Source organism: Undibacterium sp. Di27W, from assembly GCF_049340345.1.
GTDB lineage: Bacteria > Pseudomonadota > Gammaproteobacteria > Burkholderiales > Burkholderiaceae_D > Undibacterium.
On the sequence record NZ_JBMPOS010000001.1, the window covers coordinates 722,237 to 740,406 of the forward strand.

Genomic DNA, 18,170 nt, shown 5'->3' on the forward strand with positions numbered 1-18,170 from the left:
TATGTTTAAACTCTCTCTCAGTATGACGATGCGTGACTGGCGTGCTGGGGAGCTGCGCTTTTTACTGATTGCCTTGATGATCGCCGTGGCCTCCCTGGCCTCGGTCGGTTTTTTTACTGACAGGATGCGCAGCGGCCTCAACCGCGATGCCCATCAGTTGTTAGGTGCTGACTTGCTGGTCGCTGCTGACCAGCCTATCAAGCCTGAGTGGCGACAAGAAGCAGAAAAACGCGGCTTCAAGACGGCAGAAACGGTAGTCTTCCCCAGTATGGCATTGGCGGGCGAGGGCGACGAAGCCATATCACGCCTGGTTTCTTTAAAAGCGGTGAGCGCCGATTATCCATTGCGTGGCAAGTTGAAGCTGAACAAGGGCGAGACAGAAGTCGCTACCGATGGCGTCCCGCAATCTGGCACAGTCTGGGTAGACCCCGCCTTGCTGTCAGCCCTGAATTTGAATGTAGGCCAAAAAATCAAGCTGGGTGAACTGCAATTAACGGTGACCCAAACCATAGGCACAGAGCCAGACCGTGGTGCCGGTTTCATGAATTTCGCGCCACGTGCCATGATATCGCTTGCGGATATACCTGCCAGCAAACTGATACAAAACGGCTCGCGTGTGACTTACCGCTTGCTCATGGCGGGCGATGCCAAACTTATCGCTACCTATCAAAAAGAATTGCAAGGCAAGATAGATGGTGAAAAACTCAAAGGTATACGTCTGGAGTCACTGGAATCAGGCCGCCCTGAAATGCGCGCCACGCTGGACAGGGCAGATCAATTCCTGTCGCTGGTGAGCCTGTTGTCAGCCATGCTGGCCGCAGTCGCCATTGCCATGGCAGCACGCCGCTTCATGCTGCGCCACCTGGATGCCTGTGCCATGTTGCGTTGCCTGGGTTTGACACAAAACCAGGTCATGTCCATGTATCTGATTGAGTTCCTGATTTTGGGTTTGTTGGGCAGTATCGCAGGCGTGCTGCTTGGTTACGCCGGTCATTATGTATTGCTTGAATGGCTGGGCAAACTGGTCGCCAAGGATTTGCCGGATGCGAATTTCTTGCCAGCCTTGCAGGGTATCGCCACAGGTTTATTGCTGTTGGTAGGTTTTGCCTTGCCACCGATTTTGCAATTGCGTAATGTGCCGCATAACCGTGTCATACGACGTGAACAGGATGCGCCCAAAGCCATGACGCTGGTGACGTATGCCTGTGGCCTTGGCATGTTCGTGGCCTTGTTGCTGTGGCAAACGGCGGATATCAAACTGGGCCTGATGACTGCTGCTGGTTTCCTCGTGGGTTTGCTGGTATTCGCGTTGGTCGCCTGGCTGGGCATGTTTTCACTCAAGCGCATGCGTACATTATTTGCACATTCTGCCTGGCGTTTCGCTATTACTGCGCTTCAAAGACGACCTGGTGCAACAGTCATACAAGTTGTCTCCCTGGCCCTGGGTTTGATGGCCTTGTTATTGTTAACTGTAGTGCGTGGTGACCTCATCACTGCATGGAAAAAAGCCACGCCAGCAGATGCGCCAAATCAGTTTGTCATCAATATACAGCCAGATCAGAAAGCAGATATTGCCAGGCAAGTACAGGCTTTTGGCAAGCCTGAACTTTACCCCATGATACGTGGTCGCCTGATCGCCCTGAATGATAAACCTATCACTGGCGACACCTATGCAGAAGACCAGGCCAAGCGCATGGTGGACCGCGAATTCAATTTGTCGACCATGGCTGATATGCCTGCTTTGAACAAAATCACTGCCGGTCGCTGGTATGACGATAGTAAGGCCACCGAGGCTGAGGCTTCAGTGGAAGAGGGTATAGCCAAAACCTTGAAACTGAAACTGGGTGACAAGATGACTTTTGATGTCGCAGGTCAACAGGTGACTTCGACTATCACCAGCCTGCGCAAGCTGGACTGGGGTTCGATGCGGGTGAACTTCTTTGTCATCATCAACCCTAAAGCCATGGTCGATATGCCGCAAACCTGGATTACGGCTTTCCGTTTGCCTGAAACAGATAAAACTTTCGTCAATCGCTTCATGCGTGATTTCCCTAACCTGACGGTAGTAGATGTTGGTGCCATGATCAAGCAAATGCAGGATGTGCTGGACCAGGTAATTACGGCAGTAGAATTTTTGTTCATGTTCACGCTGGCTTCTGGCGTGCTGGTGTTGTACGCCGCGCTGGCTGGCTCGCAGGATATACGCATGCGAGAAGCAGCACTCTTGCGTGCACTGGGAGCAACCCGCAAACAACTCTCGCAGGCACAGTGGATAGAATTCTTGCTGATAGGTGGTTTGTCTGGTGTATTGGCAGCTTCTGGCGCATCCGCCATAGGCTGGGCACTGGCACGCTTCAGTTTCAATTTTGAATGGACTTTCTCGCCGCTGGTATGGCTGGCAGGCTTGATTGTTGGTGCTACTTGCGCAGTGATAGGTGGCTGGCTGGGTTTGCGCAATGTCCTGAATCAGCCGCCTCTGCAAAGCCTGCGTGAGGCTTGATAACAGCGTGCTGAATTAATTTAAAAGGATATATCTTGCAAAAACAAGACATCAAGCTTTATGTAGATTCACAATTTACCAGCCCTTATGCGATGTCGGTATTCGTCGCCTTGCATGAAAAAGGCCTGGACTTTGAGCTGTTGACAGTAGACCTGGAAGCTGATGCCCAGCACGCACCAGATTATGCCGCAACGTCGCTGACGCAGCGCGTGCCTACCCTGGTGCATAATGGTTTCGCCTTGTCTGAATCTTCAGCGATCACTGAATATCTGGAAGAAGTATTTCCGCAGCAGGCAGTGTACCCCGCAGACACGCATGCCCGCGCCAGAGCAAGACAAGTACAAGCCTGGATACGCAGCGCCTTGATGCCGATACGGGTAGAGCGCAATACCCAGGTCATCTTCTATGACAAGAAGCTGGCGCCCCTGTCTGTTGCAGCCAGGGCAGCGGCGGCACAATTGTTTCTGGTTGGCGAATCATTGATACCAGATAAGGCTGAAAACCTCTTCGGTGATTGGTCCGTCGCTGACCTTGATCTCGCCTTGATGATTAACCGTCTGGCCTTGCATGGCGATCAGGTGCCTGAAAAATTAGCTCGCTTTGCCACCCAACAATGGCAAAGGCCTGCAGTGCAATTATGGGTGAATCAGACCAGGCCGGCACTTTAAGTAATAAATGATATGAATACTGAAGTTGAAAATAATGAAGAAGCCCAGGTCAATTTATATGAATTGCTGGGCGGGGCAGAAAAACTGCGTGAGATGGTTGACCGTTTTTATGACTTGATGGAACTGGAGCCAGAATTTGCTGGCATACGTGCACTGCATCCCACTCCCATGGATGGATCACGCGACAAACTGTACTGGTTCTTGTCTGGTTGGATGGGCGGCCCCAATCTGTATATAGAGCAGTTTGGTCATCCGCGCCTGCGTGCCCGTCATCTGCCTTATGCTATCGCCAGCAGTGAACGCGATCAGTGGCTGCGCTGCATGGCCTGGGCCATGCAGGATGTCGGCGTCAGTGAAGATTTGCAGCAGCATTTGATGCAATCGTTTTATCAGACGGCTGACTGGATGCGTAACCGCCCTGGTTAAGTTTCCAGGCTTCGCAATTTGAAATCCCTTTTTCACCTGAATATTTTTCTATGAGCCTGTTTGAGGTACTGATACTTTTGCTGGCTGCGCTGGCCGTGGTTTTGAATATTATGCTTTTGCTGCGCCGGACAGGTAGTCAAGACGTAGGTGGCATCCTCGCCATACAGGAACAACTGCGCCAGACACAGCAGCAATCTCAGATGTCGCAGGAACGCAGTGAACGCGCACTAAGAGAGCAGGTGCAATTGACAGCTCAGACTGGTCGCCAGGAACTGGCGGGCAGCTTTGGCCAGTTGCAGCAAAACCTGGCTGCCCAATTGACCAGCGTGGCCACACTGCAAAATAACCAGATCGATGCATTCTCCCAGCAGCTGGTGAAACTCAATGAAACCAATGCGCAGCAACTGGAACAGTTCAGGCAGGCTTTCATCTTGCAAGGGCAGGTTGCCCGTGATGAGCAAGGCCAAAGCCTGAAGCGCTTTGGTGACAGCCTGAATCAGACCCTGCTTGCACTGACAGAATCAAATGCTCAGCGCATGAATGAAATACGCGCAACGCTGGAGCAAAAAATACAGCAATTGCAGGCCGACAATGCAGGCAAGCTCGAAGAAATGCGCAAGACCGTCGATGAAAAGCTGCATGCCACGCTGGAGCAGCGTCTGGGTGAGTCATTCAAACTGGTCTCTGATCGTCTCGAAAAAGTGCATCAGGGTCTGGGCGAGATGCAGCAGCTTGCCATTGGCGTCGGTGACCTCAAGCGCGTGTTGACGAATGTCAAAACCCGTGGCACCTGGGGTGAAGTGCAACTGGAAATGGTACTGGAACAAATGTTGACGCCAGACCAGTATGCCAAGAATGTAGAAACCGTGCCAGGCTCAGGTGAAAGGGTGGAGTTCGCCATCAAGCTGCCAGGCAAGGAAGAAAACAGGGCTCCGGTATGGATGCCCATCGATGCAAAATTCCCCAAAGAGCAGTATGAGCGCCTGATCGATGCCGCAGAGCGTGCCGATGCAGAAGGCGTGGCACAGGCTGGTAAAGAGCTGGAGAGAGCGATACGCCTTGAGGCTAAAACCATTTCCGAGAAATACCTGTCACCCCCATTGACGACAGATTTCGCCATTCTGTTCCTGCCGACCGAGGGCCTGTATGCCGAAGTCATGCGCAGGCCAGGTTTGGCTGATGAATTGCAACGCACTTGCCGTGTTTCCATCTCAGGCCCATCTACTTTATCAGCCTTGCTGAACAGCTTGCAAATGGGCTTTCGCAGCCTGGTGCTGGAGCAACGCTCATCAGAAGTCTGGCAGGTATTGGGCGCAGTCAAAACAGAGTTTGGCAAATTTGCAGATGTGCTGACTGCTACAAAAGTAGCACTGGAAAAAGCCGCAAAAAATATCGATCAGGCAGAAGTCAGGACCCGGCAAATGACACGCAAGCTAAAGAGTGTAGAAGCCCTGCCTGCGGATACTGCGCAAAGCCTGCTGGGCACTAGCATTGATGTCGGTGATGCAGATACTGAATAAATATGCTTCGACCTGATTAAACCAGGTCTGAAGATTTGTCGCCCATCAAATATCGTGGCCCTGTACCTTTGGTATTTGCAATATCTTGTGGGTTATATAGCGCGCAGGATTTGAGCGACAGGCAGCCGCAACCTATGCAGGAGCTGAGTTGGTCACGCAAGGCTGTCAATGCCATGATGCGCTGTTCTATCAGGGAGTACCATGATTTTGATAGTTTTTCCCAATCCTGTTTTGTGGGCGTCCTCTGGCCGGGCAGGGTGGCCAGGCTGTTCTCTATTTCTTCCAGAGTAAGTCCTGCAGTTTGCGCGGCCTTGATAAAGGCAACACGGCGCAATACTTCTCGTGGGAATTGGCGGCGTTGCGCTGGACTGCGTATGCTCTTTATCAAGCCCCGGCTTTCATAAAAACGCAAAGCGCTGGCCGCGATGCCTGATCGTTTGACAAGTTCACCTATGCTGATCAGATTTGTATCGTTTGCATTAGCCATCATTTCTCTCCCAAGCATGAAAAAGTGTTTGACTTCAAGTTAACTTGAACTTGCATACTACAGCAAGTTCAATCATTTATGGGGTGAGGAAATGACAGCTTCAACTGCAGGTATCAGTAGTAATGTGGTTCTACAAGATTTGCTGGACAAGAACAGGGAGTTTGCCTTGAACGGCAAGGGGACAACCAATCACTGTCCCATGGCCTTGGGCGCACTGGCTGGCATGGGGGCGAGCGACAGTCGCTTGCAGGAATTCTTCGCGCATTGGCATGATACCTATGCTTTGCCAGCCTTGCCTCTTCATCAGATGATCAGGTATGAAGATTTTCAGCGCTATCTTGGCAAGAGGGAATACTTTACAGACTTGCAATCCTGTTTTGCCAGCCGTATCGCTGAACGTGGAGAAAGCGAAGTCATCCGAGAGGTTTTTGCTCTTGTTCCATTTGCTCCTGCGACTACAGCATTCCATGCCATGATAAGGCTCGCCTATGCATTGCAAGCAAACCATGCAGGGGAAATCGCCGCCAGCCTGGCGGCGCTGGTGGCTGCGAATTTTGATATCAACATCGATATGACAGGACGACAAGCAGCAAGTTCGGTTGCGGCCGGCTTTCAAGAACTATCAAATCATATGAGCGGTAAAACTTATCCAGGCAGGATGATTGCTGAAAAAATGCGGGCGGTTGTCAATGATGAGCAATTTCTCCAATGTTTGCCTGGCGTGCCTGTTACAGGTAATTTGCTGGAGGAATTGGCGCTATGGGCTATTTCAGCATATGGGCAGACCGGAGATTTTACGATTTTGCATATCGTGACAGGTATCAACGCTACCCGGCAGTTGTTGCCGTATCTGGATAAGGATGTGATGAGCAGCAGGCTGCAGGATTTATGGCTTGCGCTATGTGCAGCCTATGTATCTGTTGGCGCACCAGCCTTGGTCGATGCAGCTGTGTATGAGAGCCACATGCGTGCAAAACACGGGCAAGTTCGTAGTTGGGCTGCGTTATTTGCAATGGCGATCAATAGTAATGACGATCATGTCATTAAATTTACCTATACCTGTGCCCTGGAAATCAGTTTGAGACCGAATATCCTCTATCAATTGGTCGTCATGGAAATGCAGGATGCTCACACTGTGTCTGCTTCCTGATGATTTTCATAGCCTGCCAGATGGACGACACGATAGGCATTTCTGCCACTGCGTTTAACTTCATACATGGCAGCATCGGCCTGCCTTAATAAATCTTCTGCATTGAATTCAGTCGGGCCCGTATAGCTGATACCTATGCTGGCCCCGATTTGCACTGACAGGTTTTCATCGAATATGATGGGTTGGCTGGCTTGTGTAATGATTTTTTGCGCTATCTCTTCTGCTTTGACGAGATGTGTTAAATCTTTCAACAAGATGATAAATTCGTCGCCACCCAGTCTGGCGACAAAATCGGATCTTCTGACAGTATTACTGACAAGCCTGGAAAAATGAATCAATACCTGGTCACCTACTGTATGGCCGTGGCTGTCATTGACTTGTTTGAATTTATCCAGGTCTATCATCAACAAAAAGAAGCCGAGGGCGTTGCCATGAGCATGTTCTTTGGATAGACGGCTGATCTCTTTTTCAAAGCCCAGGCGATTATTGAGGCTGGTTAAATGGTCAGTGATGGCAAGTTGATTGGCATTTTCTTCCTGTGATTTACGTTCGGTGATGTCGTTAGCCAGACCTTGCAAAATACCGTCCTCAGCTGGGCTGATGACAAGATTGATCCATTTCTTGTGCGTGGAAGCGGTGAGTTGTATATAAAAATCATCAGACATGACCCGGGCTTCATTGATGGCTGTATCTATCATCAAATGCAGGCGTAACTCCTGACCTTCCAGCAGAGAAGTGAGGGCATTGGAAATGCTGGCATCCCCTTCATGATGGTCAAGGCTGAACATGCGCAGGAAGGCCGGATTGTAAGACAGTAATTCCCCTGCGAAGTTAAGCTGAAAAATGCCGGTTTCTGCATTTTCAAAGATGGTCTGGAATTTTTTTTCTCCAATCGCATGCTTGATGCGTAAAGTCCGTTCTTCATTGAGAGTTTTTAATAAGCTGGCAACCAGGGTATTGACGTCACGCACAAGCTGGCCTATTTCATCTTTTTCATTGCCATCTGGCAGACCCAGTCTGTCGCCTGATTCCGGTGCCAGGGTATGTAGTCTGTCCGAGATATTCTTGATGGGTTTGGTAATCATGTTCAGCACAACATAGACCACTGCTGAGGCCATGGCAATGGCCTGTATCAACAGCAAATAGACAATAAACCGTGCTTTGGAAGTGCTTTGCTCGCGTATGAAATCAAGATTGGGATCAAGGTGGATTTCACATACTTTTTCTTTGGGATTAAATGGAGAGAACACTTCATGCACAAGCTGATTGGACGCATTGATACCCGGCAGTATGGCCAGTGCTGAAGCGTCGGTTTTATTTGTGCTTTGCTTATTAGCCTCGGCCAGGACTTTCCCATCCGAGATGATCTGCACCCGGCTGATATCGCCATTCTTTAATAGGCCACGGGTGAGTTCTGCTGCCAGGTTTTGATCAAGTACAAAACACGCAATGCTGGCGGTGTTCTCTACTGTACTCAGCGAGGCTTGCATGCGTTGGCGAGCCTGCTCTTGCTCAGATTTTGCCGAGAAATGGTAACTGAGCAAGGCAAAGAAAATGCCAACGAACAGGGCGATGCCAAGCACAATAAATGCGCTGCGATAGACGATGCTGGTACGTAACAGTCTCAACATGCAAAAATCACTTACTGTGTAGGGTCATAGATCAGTTTTACCCGCTTATCGAGCTTCTTGCGCTCTATATAACCAATTGCTGCCTTGTTACTGCCTACTATATCCAAAACTTCATCTGCTGTCTCTACTTGCAAAGGAGGGGAGCCCTGGCCTGAGAACATGAGCCTTGCCCAATAAGAGTTGATTTCTGGCAAATTTTTATTGACCAGCATGGCATAAAACTTGGCTTTTTCTACATTGACAGCAGCCAGGTCCAGTGGCATAGCATTCACGCCGGTGGCTAATTTGCGATTTCTGCCCATGTATAAGTTGATAACTTCATCCTTGCTTAATTTTTCTATCCCGCTTTGCGAATTGGCAATCACCACCAAGTCTGCTTGTGCAGCCTGGCAACAACCCCAGAAGCTGATATATAAGAGAAGATGATATGCGGCTTTCATCATGCTCTCCTAAAATATGAAATTGTAGGCAATACTGATCAAATTGGCTTTGCCATTCCATCCTGGTTGATTATTCCGCACCAGAAAATAATCACTGCTATTGATCCTGTCATACTGTAATTTGATATTCGACTTCTCAGTCAGATCGTAGCGTAATCCCAGGGATATCGTAGTTTGGTGATTAAATTGATTGTCAATGGCTTCGTTAATGCCTGCCCTCAGCATATCAATCTCAGGGCTGATGCCTGGCGGCAGGCGATCTGGCATTTTGTGGCCAACAGGGCGGGATGCTGAATAGGTAAAATAAGGCGTCCATTGGTCAATTCTGTAACCGACCGTCAGGTAAGCTGCTTTATTAGTTGGAAAAAGCAGGGACTCTGAACTGAGTTGATTTAGCATCAATTGCGCTTGCAGAGGCCCCTGATCATAGGCAATGCCGGCAGACAGATATTTGAATTTTTTACCTTCCAGAGAGACATCCCTTGCCAGACCGGCAGCAGTCGGGATGAAGGCATTCAAAAAAGGCGAGCGCAGATTATCCAAAAGACTTTGCAAAGGTGGAAATTCATTTCTGAATTTGAGTTCGGTATAGCCTATGCGGTATATCCAGTTCTGGGTCTGATACTCCAGGTGTCCACCCAGCAGTCTCGAGCGATTCAGCGAGAGAAATTCATCGGGGTTGCCGGTCGAAGTTTTTTCTCTCGCTACTCCGGCGAAAACCTTACTGCGTAGTATGCCACCCCCAAGCTGTTTTGAGACGACCATATCCGCGCCATCGAAATAGGAAATAATCAGGCTACCAAAAAAATCGATGGGTGGCCTGACCCATTGATAGGAATATCCAACATTGCGCGAGTCAGCCAATAGATAGACATCGAATCCCAGCCGACCTGCACGCAATTGCAGATTGTCGTTGGGAAGGTAGCGAGCGTAAGCCCATGTCACATCTGGTTGAAAATTGTTGGCTGAACGACGGCTGACAATTTGCACTGCCGTATCAACATTGTCGTTAAGGCGCTTGTTGATCTGTACGCCAAAATTGGAGTCCATGCCAAAATCAGTTTGTCTGCTAAACCCTACGCCACTGTTTTGCGTCAGGTCACGAACTATGTCGACGTCTCTGGTGTCACTATGGACCAGGCCGAGAGTGCCAAAGCCACTCACAGTCAATGCTGTGCTATCGTCAGCAGCAAATGCCGGGGTCGATAGCCCCAGTATGACGAAGCCGAGAAGAAGATGTGAAAACCTGTTTGACATAGAACCTCACTGCGGCGGCAAAGTGCTACACAATCAAAGGCATCTATTTTGTCAGTATCTGCAAAATCAATTTTACAGATACTGTACCTGGCTACATATTTATTTTTTCTCTGCGGGCTTTTGCCTGGCAATGACCAGGTCTTTAATGCCGTTATAAACATCTTCAGGCAATATTTTTTTGCTCAGTAATTCATCTTTGCCTTTGTAAGGCCGTCCTTTGATGATGGCATCTGAACGTACATCACCAATTTTAGGTAAGGTCGCCAATTCTTTTTTTGTGGCGTTGTTCAAATCGATGAGTTCGGTTTTTCCAGAGGCGGGAACAGATGCTGAGCTTGATGCACTAGCGGGAGCGGATGCAGACACCTTTTTTGCAGTATCTGCAGCAGATGTTGTGCCCATAGTCAGTGCGGTCAGAGTCGCCACCAACAAGATTGCTTGCCATTGTTTTTTCATCTTTACCCCAATCCCAAAAGTAAAACAGGAGCACGACGGCTCCTGTTTTAAAACAAATTTCATGTGAGCTGCTGAGTGCAGCATAACATGTTATTGTGTTTGTACCATTGAATTAATGAAGACTGGTGTGACAGGGACATCAGTCATACCTGCAGCTGTTGTAGTTGGCACGACATTGATCTTGTCCATAATGTCCAGACCAGTAACAATCTTGCCAAAGACAGCATAGCCAGTACCCGCAGTCAGCCCATCAAAGCCAGGGTTGTCAGCAGCATTCAGGTAAAACTGTGCCGTTGCGGAATTGATATCGCTGGTGCGTGCCATTGCAATAGTGCCACGCAAATTGCTCAAACCATTTGGCGTTTCCAATTTAATGGGGGACAGCGTGGTAGGTTGCTGCAAATCTGCAGTAAATCCACCGCCCTGAACGATGGCGCTTTTGATGACACGATGGAAAATTTTGTTTACATAAAAACCACTTTCCACATAGTTGAGGAAATTATCGACACTGATAGGTGCCCTTGCCGGGTTCAGTTCCAGTACGATCGTGCCCATGCTGGTCGTCATTGTGACTTGGGGCTGTGCTTTTAAAGTCAGATCCAATATGCCCGAATACAGGGTAGTGCCATTGGCTGCGGTGATCGTATAGTTAGAGGATGCACCAACGCCTACCAGTTTGCAAGACAAGACTCTTTGTGTGGCAGTGCCGCCAGCCAATTCAGTAATCGTCAGGCAGGCAGGAATGGTGGCGTTGTAGCCTTTATCCAGGTTTTGCCCGGTAATCGTGAAATTCGTAATCTTGCGATAAACCACCTGATCTGTTGTGACTTTGGTCACAGATGGTATTACTGCAGTATCCGATTTCGAACCGCCGCAGCCACTTAATAATACGAGGGATGCGCAGGCACCCAAGAGCCATGTTGTCGCTTTCAAACTGTTCTCCAAAATTAATTAAACGCTGGTATTTTACTTTGCCTGGACGGTTTTTTATCACCCTGTTAGATGCTGTTACGATTTCTATACAAATACAGGTGTATTTCTTTAAATCAATCCATCGAATAATAGAACGCTGACTTTGTCACCGCTGGCTACGCTGACTTGATCATGGGCCAGGACTATCATGCAGTTTGCCTCTGACATGGAGCGCAAAATCCCCGAACCCTGCGAACCAGTCGTGCTGACCCCGAGCTCACCATCATCGCGCATTGCTAAAATGCCGCGCTGGATTTCAGTGCGACCAGGGCGTTTGCGTATGGCCGTGTCCGACTTGACAGTGATCAATGGCAAGGGCCTGGCATCTGCACCCATTAGCTGCTGCAAAGCCTGACGGGCAAAAAAGTAAAAAGACACCATGACCGCGACGGGGTTACCTGGCAATCCAAAAAAATAGGCACTCTTGCCCAAGGAATTGATTTTACCAAACGCCATAGGCCTGCCAGGACGCATGGCGATGCTCCAGAAAGCGATATCTCCCAGGCGCTCCATCATTCGCCGGGTATGGTCAGCATCGCCAACAGAGACCCCACCTGAGGTGATAATGGCATCGGCATTTTCGCAGGCACTGCGCATGGTGGCTTCCAATATTTCTGGATCGTCTTGAACCACTCCCATGTCCAGTACATCGCAACCCAGGCGTGTCAGCATGCCGTACAAAGTATAGCGATTGCTGTCATAGACACAGCCTGTTTCCAGAACTTCGCCCAAAGAACGTAATTCATCGCCGGTAGAAAAAATGGCGACACGCAGGCGTCGCTGCACATTCACTTCCGGTAAGCCCAGGGAGGCTAATAAACCCAGGTCTGCTGGAGTCAATATTTTGCCCTTGCGTATGGCGATTTTGCCCATCGCCAAATCTTCGCCTTTCAGTCGACGATTGTCGCCAATGCGCAAATTGCCTACAGTGAATCTGATTTCGCTATCGCTGATTTTGCTGATAAATTCTTGTGGTACTACTGTGTCGCATCCTGCTGGCAGAACTGCCCCCGTCATGATGCGCACACATTGATGAGCTTCTATGGTTCCAGTAAATGCCATACCTGCCAGGGCAGTACCAACAACTTTCAGACTCAGCTCTTGCAGGCCTGACAGATCTTCACCATGTAAGGCGTAGCCATCCATCGCAGAATTGTCGTGCGCAGGCACGTTGATAGGCGAAATAATGTCAGCGGCCAGTACGCGTCCCAAGGCCTGTCGCAAGGTGAGTTTTTCCATGCCGCAAACTGGCTGGATGTATTGGCGTATGATCTCCTGCGCCTGCTGTACTGTCAGTGCTTCAGAGGCGAAATCAGACATGCATGCGGTGATGTCTTGTAAGCGCATATCAGTTCTCAAGTTCTCGTAATTCTTCTAGTGTATTGATATTGCGAAACGCCATATGGTCCTCAAAAACGACTTCGCATATGTGCAGGCAGGCATGCCATGCCTGCATTTTGCGCCCACCATTTTCTAGATAAGTTGTCAGGTCTGTTAGCACATTGGTTTTCATTAGCGCAAATACAGGATGACTTTGTTTTTGCAGTATGCCATTCCGGTTTTCCAGTGTTACCACAACGGCCAGCTCGGCATCGCTCTGTATTAACGCAGATGATAAGCGCTGGGCCAGATCAGGTGGCAGAAATGGTGAGTCGCAGGGAGCGCAAAGCAGATAAGGCGTAGTGCAATGCAGCAGGCCCGTTTGTATGCCTGCCAGAGGCCCGGCAAATCCTTGCATGTGATCTGGCCACACTGGGAAGCCAAATCCTCGATAAGTGCCTATATTCTGGTTGGCACTGATCATGATACTAGCCGTTTGCTCTGCCAGGTTTTGCAGAGCATGTAAAACCATGGCTTTACCGTGCAGGCATTGCAGGCCCTTATCTACCTCTCCCATACGTGTACCACGGCCACCTGCCAATACCAGGCCCGTGATGAGATTTTTGCTTAAGGGTGGATTGGAAGTTGGCACTGAAATTGACTGGCTGAAATCTAAAGTACTTATGATACTGTTATCAGCCGCCTATATAAGACATTTCTATCTTTTTTTGCTGCTGGTCAGGGGTGTTTTGACTGCGCATTTCTGAGTAGCGGTCTGTACGCTGCTGCCAGATTTGGGCAATGACATTGGCGATGGCCAGGTCTGTATGCTGTTTTGTGTCACGTAATAAGGCACGTAAATCATGACCGCGACTGGCGAATAGACAGGTATAGAGCTTGCCCTCCGTTGATAGTCTGGCCCTACTGCAGTCATGACAAAAGGTTTGTGTGACACTGGATATGAAGCCCAGTTCACCACTGCCATCGGCATGGCGCCAGCGGGCGGCTGTCTCGCCAGTGTAGTTGGCATCCATGGCGATCAGTGGCATGCCTGCGTCCTGTATGCGCTGTACCACTTGTGATGAAGGAATGACTTCATCGAGTTTCCAGCCATTTGAAGCGCCGACATCCATGTATTCTATGAATCTGAGTATATGGGGTTTGTCCTTGAAGTAACGGGTCATGGGAATGATTTCATGATCATTCAAGCCGGCTTTGACAACCATATTCACCTTTACCGGGCCTAGCCCTGCTGCTTCAGCGGCAGCGATACCTTCCAGCACTTCATTGACAGAAAAATCGACATCATTCATGCGTTGGAAAATGACATCATCCATGGCATCGAGTGACACTGTCACTCGGGTCAGGCCAGCATCCTTGAGACTTTGCGCCTTGCGTGCAAGTAGTGAACCATTCGTCGTCAGCGTCAGATCCAGCGGCTTGCCATCGACAGTCCTGAGTTTGGCCAGCATTTCTATGAGGCGTTCCAGGTGTTTGCGTAATAGCGGTTCACCACCGGTCAGACGTATTTTCCTCACGCCATGAGCTACGAATATGCTGGCGACACGCGTGATTTCTTCAAAGCTCAGTAGGGACTTGTGCGGCAGGTATTGATAGTCTTTATCAAAGACTTCTTTGGGCATGCAATACACGCAGCGGAAGTTGCAGCGGTCAGTCACGGATATGCGCAGGTCATGCAGGGGGCGTGACAAGGCATCCTGCAATTGGCCATCGGGTGTTTTTAATACTTCTGGAACAGACAATGCAGGACGAAATCGTTTTAATTCTGATAGCGGAATAAATTTTTCCGTCATAGCTGGGACAGGTAATTTTTAAGCTTAATAAAGAACAATAGCACGACTTGAAATCTCATGTGCCTGGAATGGTTTTTATTGTATTTATGGCAGCGATAATGAGAGTTCCACCGTGTACAGCCTGGGGTGTAAATTGAGTGGCAAGTTTGAGAATGCGTGTTTACGGTTTAAAAAATAGCAAACTTGATCATCAATTCCGCATAAAAAAACCGGCAATCATTATGAATGCCGGTTTTTTATAAAGCCTGTAGTAAAGCTAGTTTACAGGCCGTTTATTGCCATCATGGACGACGTGTTTCCACCATGACCAAAGGCTCATCAGCAACAGCAGGCGCCGGTTTGCGTTCACGTGGAACACGTACCGGTGCTACCAGTTTTTCTGCTTCGACTTTGGATGCTTGCAGCTTGACAGGGTCGGTGCTGGCCAATTCCAGTCCGGCTTCTTTCAGCATGCTATGCAGGGTTTCCAGAGGCATGGTTGCATCCTGCGGTGTTGCTGCCGGAGCGCTGATTGTTGGCGCCGGAGTTGCAGCGACGGGCGTCACTTCAACAGCAGCAGCTTGAGTTGCCACTTCTGCAGGAGTAGAAACAACCACTTCAGGTGCTGGTGCTGCAACAGTTTCAACTACTACAGGCGCTGCTACAGGTGCTACTACTTCAGCGGCCACTGGTGCCGTTTCAGTTACAGCAGCAGGTACTACTGGCGTTTCAGTAACAACTGGCGCGCTGATGACTTCCTGTGGAGCTGCAGCAGTCACGACAGTTGCCGCAATTGTCTCGGCAACTGCTTCAGGAGCAGCGACGACAGGGCTTGCGACTGCTGGTGCAGCCTCAGGCGCTGCAACTGCGGCAGGTTCTGCAAAAATCACAGGCTGGCTGGCTTCAGCCACGGTACTGACCATGCTAGTTGTTTCTGGGGCTACAGCTACTGGAGTACTTGCTTGTGCATGCACAAGTGCTTCATTGCCAGCAGCATCTGCATCAACTGCTTCGCTGCCATCGATCGCCAATTCACCTTGCTCATTGACTTGCTCGTTACCATCGCGGTCACGGCGGTTACGGTTACGGCCACCACGACGACGACGACGGCGGCGCTCTTCACCTTGCTCGCTATTATCGTTTTCGGCACCGGATTCCAGTGCTTCCAGCTGTGGTGCAGCAGGCATGACATCAACAGGCACGGGATCTACATGCTTGTGGATAGGTTCTTCCTTGTTTTCCTGAGCCTGGTTTTCCTTGCGCTCGTCGCGTTGACGCTGTTGGCGTTCGCGGCGAGTTTCCTGGGATTCACGTTCTTCACGTGGTGGCTTAGGCGCTTTTGGTGGACGTGGATTTTCCGCTGCTACCGGTTTGACTGCTTCCTGCTCTGGTTTTTCAGCCTTATCTGCTTTTTCAGTCTTTGCTGGGCGATCTTCGCGCTCATCACGGTCACGGTTGCGGCGATTGCGGTTGCGGCCATTGCCACTTCCATTGCGTGGTCCGCGGGCAGTGCGATCACGTTCACCGGCTTTTTCTTCTGCTGGTTTAGGTGCTTCTACCTTGGCTGCTGGTTCAGATTTGCCAAACAGGAAGCCAAACAGCTTGCCAAAGAAACCGGGTTCTGCTGGGGCTGCAACTGGTGCGGCGACCACTGGGGTGACTTCTTTGCGCTCAACGATAGGTGCAGTCTCAGGCGTGATGCTCTTGACCACGGCTTCCTGGCGTGGCTTGACGTCTTCTTTCTGACGCTTGCTATAGCCGATGTCAGTATCAGCCTGCTCAGCCATGGCGTAGCTGGCGTGATGATCTTCCAGGCGTGGATCATCTGTTTTCAGGCGATCCAGTTTGTAATGCGGGGTTTCCAGATGCTTGTTGGGAATCAGGATGACAGTTACGCGGTGGCGCGTTTCTATCTTCAGGATCTCGCCACGTTTTTCATTCAGCAGGAAAGCGGCAACATCAACAGGTACCTGGACGTGGATCGCTGCTGAATTTTCCTTCATTGCCTCTTCCTGGATAATACGCAGGACTTGCAGGGCAGAAGATTCAGTATCGCGGATATGGCCAGTGCCGTTGCAACGTGGGCAAGTCACATGGCTGCCTTCGGACAAAGAAGGGCGCAGGCGCTGACGTGACAATTCCATCAGGCCAAAGCGGGAAATCTTGCCCATTTGTACACGTGCGCGGTCATAGCGCAGGGCATCTTTGAGGCGTGTTTCAACTTCGCGCTGGTTCTTGGCGTTTTCCATGTCGATGAAATCGATCACGATCAAACCACCCAAGTCACGCAAACGCAATTGGCGGGCTACTTCTTCAGCGGCTTCCAGATTGGTGTTGAAAGCGGTAGTCTCGATATCGCCACCACGGGTAGAGCGGGCGGAGTTAACGTCAACAGATACCAGGGCTTCAGTATGATCGATAACGATCGCGCCACCGGATGGCAATGGGACAGTACGGGAATACGCAGTTTCGATCTGGTGTTCGATCTGGAAACGCGAGAACAGCGGTACATCATCGCTATAGCGTTTGACACGGTGCACCATATCGGGCATCACGTGGCTCATGAATTGCTGGGCTTGTTCGTAGATTTCGTCGGTGTCGATGAGGATTTCGCCGATATCAGGCTGGAAATAATCACGGATCGCTCGGATCACCAGGGAAGACTCTTGATAAATCAGGAAGGCACCTGGAGAGGATTTGCCTGCGCCTTCAATCGCGCGCCAGAGTTGCATCAGGTAATTCAAATCCCATTGCAATTCGTCAACATTGCGACCTATGCCAGCAGTGCGGGCAATCACAGACATGCCACCTGGCAAGTCCAGTTTGTCCATGGTTTCGCGCAATTCCTGGCGATCTTCACCTTCAACGCGGCGGGAAACACCACCACCACGTGGATTGTTAGGCATCAAAACCAGATAGCGGCCTGCCAGGGAAATGAACGAGGTCAGGGCTGCGCCCTTATTGCCACGTTCTTCTTTTTCAACCTGGACCATGATTTCCTGGCCTTCGCGCAGCGCTTCTTTAATGGAAGCATTGCGTACGTCCACACCTTCTTTGAAATAGGTGCGGGCAACTTCTTTGAAGGGGAGGAAACCGTGACGTTCTTCGCCGTAGTTGACGAAACAGGCTTCAAGGGAAGGCTCGATACGAGTGATCACGCCTTTGTAGATATTGGACTTGCGCAGTTCGCGACCGGCAGTCTCGATATCTATGTCAATCAGCTTTTGCCCATTGACAATGGCAACGCGCAACTCTTCTTGCTGCGTCGCGTTGAACAGCATACGTTTCATGTTTTACTCCGTGACCTGGTGGTCATCTTGTGTTGCCTTCTATTAAAGAGGCAACTGTACTGATACGGGATGTACGCGGGAGCGGAGTGTTTGAGGGGGAGGGAAATGCCTGAGGCAAAACAGTGCGAAGTCTATGTGGCCATGAAAAGCCAAGTAGAACTGATGATATGGCAATACGGCCATCTGTTTTGCGTTGGGCGCGGACGATCAAGGTAAGAAAGTTCGAGTGCACATGTCCCCCGCGTTGTCTGACTCGCTTA

Annotated in this window: 15 protein-coding genes; 5 read left to right on the forward strand and 10 right to left on the reverse strand. The window is 50.0% G+C overall.

Annotated elements, in window-relative coordinates:
* The first annotated feature begins 1 nt into the window (after window position 1).
* The 4 genes from ACO0LF_RS03210 to ACO0LF_RS03225 are packed head-to-tail and all read left to right on the forward strand — an operon-like array spanning window position 2 to window position 5,114.
* Window positions 2-2,500: an ABC transporter permease gene (locus ACO0LF_RS03210; RefSeq protein ID WP_423011828.1), complete on the forward strand. Its 2,499-nt coding sequence runs from the start codon at window positions 2-4 to the stop codon at window positions 2,498-2,500.
* 35 nt (window positions 2,501-2,535) lie between these two features.
* Window positions 2,536-3,168 carry a glutathione transferase gene (yfcF, locus tag ACO0LF_RS03215; RefSeq protein WP_423011830.1) on the forward strand — a complete coding sequence of 211 codons (633 nt, stop codon included), beginning with the start codon at window positions 2,536-2,538 and terminating at the stop codon, window positions 3,166-3,168.
* Between the two features lie 12 nt (window positions 3,169-3,180).
* Complete coding sequence (locus tag ACO0LF_RS03220; protein ID WP_423001530.1) at window positions 3,181-3,594, forward strand: group II truncated hemoglobin; 414 nt, start codon at window positions 3,181-3,183, stop codon at window positions 3,592-3,594.
* A gap of 50 nt (window positions 3,595-3,644) precedes the next feature.
* Window positions 3,645-5,114: a DNA recombination protein RmuC gene (locus tag ACO0LF_RS03225; protein ID WP_423011832.1), complete on the forward strand. Its 1,470-nt coding sequence runs from the start codon at window positions 3,645-3,647 to the stop codon at window positions 5,112-5,114.
* Window positions 5,115-5,130: 16 nt separating this feature from the next.
* Here ACO0LF_RS03225 and soxR read toward each other — a convergent pair whose 3' ends face one another.
* Window positions 5,131-5,604: a redox-sensitive transcriptional activator SoxR gene (soxR, locus tag ACO0LF_RS03230; RefSeq protein ID WP_423011834.1), complete on the reverse strand. Its 474-nt coding sequence runs from the start codon at window positions 5,602-5,604 to the stop codon at window positions 5,131-5,133.
* Window positions 5,605-5,800: 196 nt separating this feature from the next.
* Here soxR and ACO0LF_RS03235 point away from each other — a divergent pair, with 196 nt between their 5' ends.
* On the forward strand, window positions 5,801-6,751 hold the full coding sequence (locus tag ACO0LF_RS03235) for a questin oxidase family protein (protein ID WP_423012447.1): 951 nt from the start codon (window positions 5,801-5,803) through the stop codon (window positions 6,749-6,751).
* On the opposite strand, the gene ACO0LF_RS03240 is transcribed toward ACO0LF_RS03235, so the two are convergent.
* From ACO0LF_RS03240 to ACO0LF_RS03280, 9 genes are all read right to left on the reverse strand, one after another.
* The gene (locus ACO0LF_RS03240) at window positions 6,730-8,382 is read right to left on the reverse strand and encodes a diguanylate cyclase domain-containing protein (protein WP_423011836.1); all 1,653 of its coding nucleotides are present in this window, start codon (window positions 8,380-8,382) and stop codon (window positions 6,730-6,732) included. The genes ACO0LF_RS03235 and ACO0LF_RS03240 overlap by 22 nt on opposite strands.
* A gap of 11 nt (window positions 8,383-8,393) precedes the next feature.
* The gene (locus ACO0LF_RS03245; RefSeq protein WP_423011838.1) at window positions 8,394-8,825 is read right to left on the reverse strand and encodes a hypothetical protein; all 432 of its coding nucleotides are present in this window, start codon (window positions 8,823-8,825) and stop codon (window positions 8,394-8,396) included.
* Window positions 8,826-8,831: 6 nt separating this feature from the next.
* A complete protein-coding gene (locus ACO0LF_RS03250; RefSeq protein ID WP_423011840.1) occupies window positions 8,832-10,079 on the reverse strand; it encodes a hypothetical protein in 1,248 nt (415 codons plus the stop codon).
* Window positions 10,080-10,178: 99 nt separating this feature from the next.
* On the reverse strand, window positions 10,179-10,598 hold the full coding sequence (locus tag ACO0LF_RS03255) for a ComEA family DNA-binding protein (protein ID WP_423011842.1): 420 nt from the start codon (window positions 10,596-10,598) through the stop codon (window positions 10,179-10,181).
* Window positions 10,599-10,625: 27 nt separating this feature from the next.
* The gene (locus ACO0LF_RS03260; protein ID WP_423011844.1) at window positions 10,626-11,372 is read right to left on the reverse strand and encodes a peptidylprolyl isomerase; all 747 of its coding nucleotides are present in this window, start codon (window positions 11,370-11,372) and stop codon (window positions 10,626-10,628) included.
* Between the two features lie 204 nt (window positions 11,373-11,576).
* On the reverse strand, window positions 11,577-12,854 hold the full coding sequence (gene glp, locus ACO0LF_RS03265) for a gephyrin-like molybdotransferase Glp (RefSeq protein WP_423011846.1): 1,278 nt from the start codon (window positions 12,852-12,854) through the stop codon (window positions 11,577-11,579).
* Window position 12,855: 1 nt separating this feature from the next.
* Window positions 12,856-13,479, reverse strand: coding sequence for a molybdenum cofactor guanylyltransferase MobA (mobA, locus tag ACO0LF_RS03270; protein WP_423011848.1), 624 nt, complete (start codon window positions 13,477-13,479; stop codon window positions 12,856-12,858).
* A gap of 43 nt (window positions 13,480-13,522) precedes the next feature.
* Window positions 13,523-14,641 (reverse strand): GTP 3',8-cyclase MoaA, encoded by a 1,119-nt coding sequence (moaA, locus tag ACO0LF_RS03275; protein WP_423011850.1) that lies wholly within the window; start codon window positions 14,639-14,641, stop codon window positions 13,523-13,525.
* A gap of 281 nt (window positions 14,642-14,922) precedes the next feature.
* Entirely contained in the window at window positions 14,923-17,910 is a 2,988-nt protein-coding gene (locus tag ACO0LF_RS03280) for an Rne/Rng family ribonuclease (RefSeq protein WP_423011852.1), read from the reverse strand.
* Window positions 17,911-18,170 lie beyond the last annotated feature (260 nt).

Excerpts from the sequence above, each read along its gene's own strand:
- ACO0LF_RS03210 (WP_423011828.1), top strand. The coding sequence starts at position 2 with ATGTTTAAACTCTCTCTCAGTATGACGATGCGTGACTGGCGTGCTGGG.
- ACO0LF_RS03220 (WP_423001530.1), top strand. The coding sequence starts at position 3,181 with ATGAATACTGAAGTTGAAAATAATGAAGAAGCCCAGGTCAATTTATAT.
- ACO0LF_RS03225 (WP_423011832.1), top strand. The coding sequence starts at position 3,645 with ATGAGCCTGTTTGAGGTACTGATACTTTTGCTGGCTGCGCTGGCCGTG.
- soxR (WP_423011834.1), bottom strand. The coding sequence starts at position 5,604 with ATGATGGCTAATGCAAACGATACAAATCTGATCAGCATAGGTGAACTT.
- ACO0LF_RS03235 (WP_423012447.1), top strand. The coding sequence starts at position 5,801 with ATGGCCTTGGGCGCACTGGCTGGCATGGGGGCGAGCGACAGTCGCTTG.
- ACO0LF_RS03240 (WP_423011836.1), bottom strand. The coding sequence starts at position 8,382 with ATGTTGAGACTGTTACGTACCAGCATCGTCTATCGCAGCGCATTTATT.
- ACO0LF_RS03245 (WP_423011838.1), bottom strand. The coding sequence starts at position 8,825 with ATGATGAAAGCCGCATATCATCTTCTCTTATATATCAGCTTCTGGGGT.
- ACO0LF_RS03250 (WP_423011840.1), bottom strand. The coding sequence starts at position 10,079 with ATGTCAAACAGGTTTTCACATCTTCTTCTCGGCTTCGTCATACTGGGG.
- ACO0LF_RS03255 (WP_423011842.1), bottom strand. The coding sequence starts at position 10,598 with ATGAAATTTGTTTTAAAACAGGAGCCGTCGTGCTCCTGTTTTACTTTT.
- glp (WP_423011846.1), bottom strand. The coding sequence starts at position 12,854 with ATGCGCTTACAAGACATCACCGCATGCATGTCTGATTTCGCCTCTGAA.
- moaA (WP_423011850.1), bottom strand. The coding sequence starts at position 14,641 with ATGACGGAAAAATTTATTCCGCTATCAGAATTAAAACGATTTCGTCCT.
- ACO0LF_RS03280 (WP_423011852.1), bottom strand. The coding sequence starts at position 17,910 with ATGAAACGTATGCTGTTCAACGCGACGCAGCAAGAAGAGTTGCGCGTT.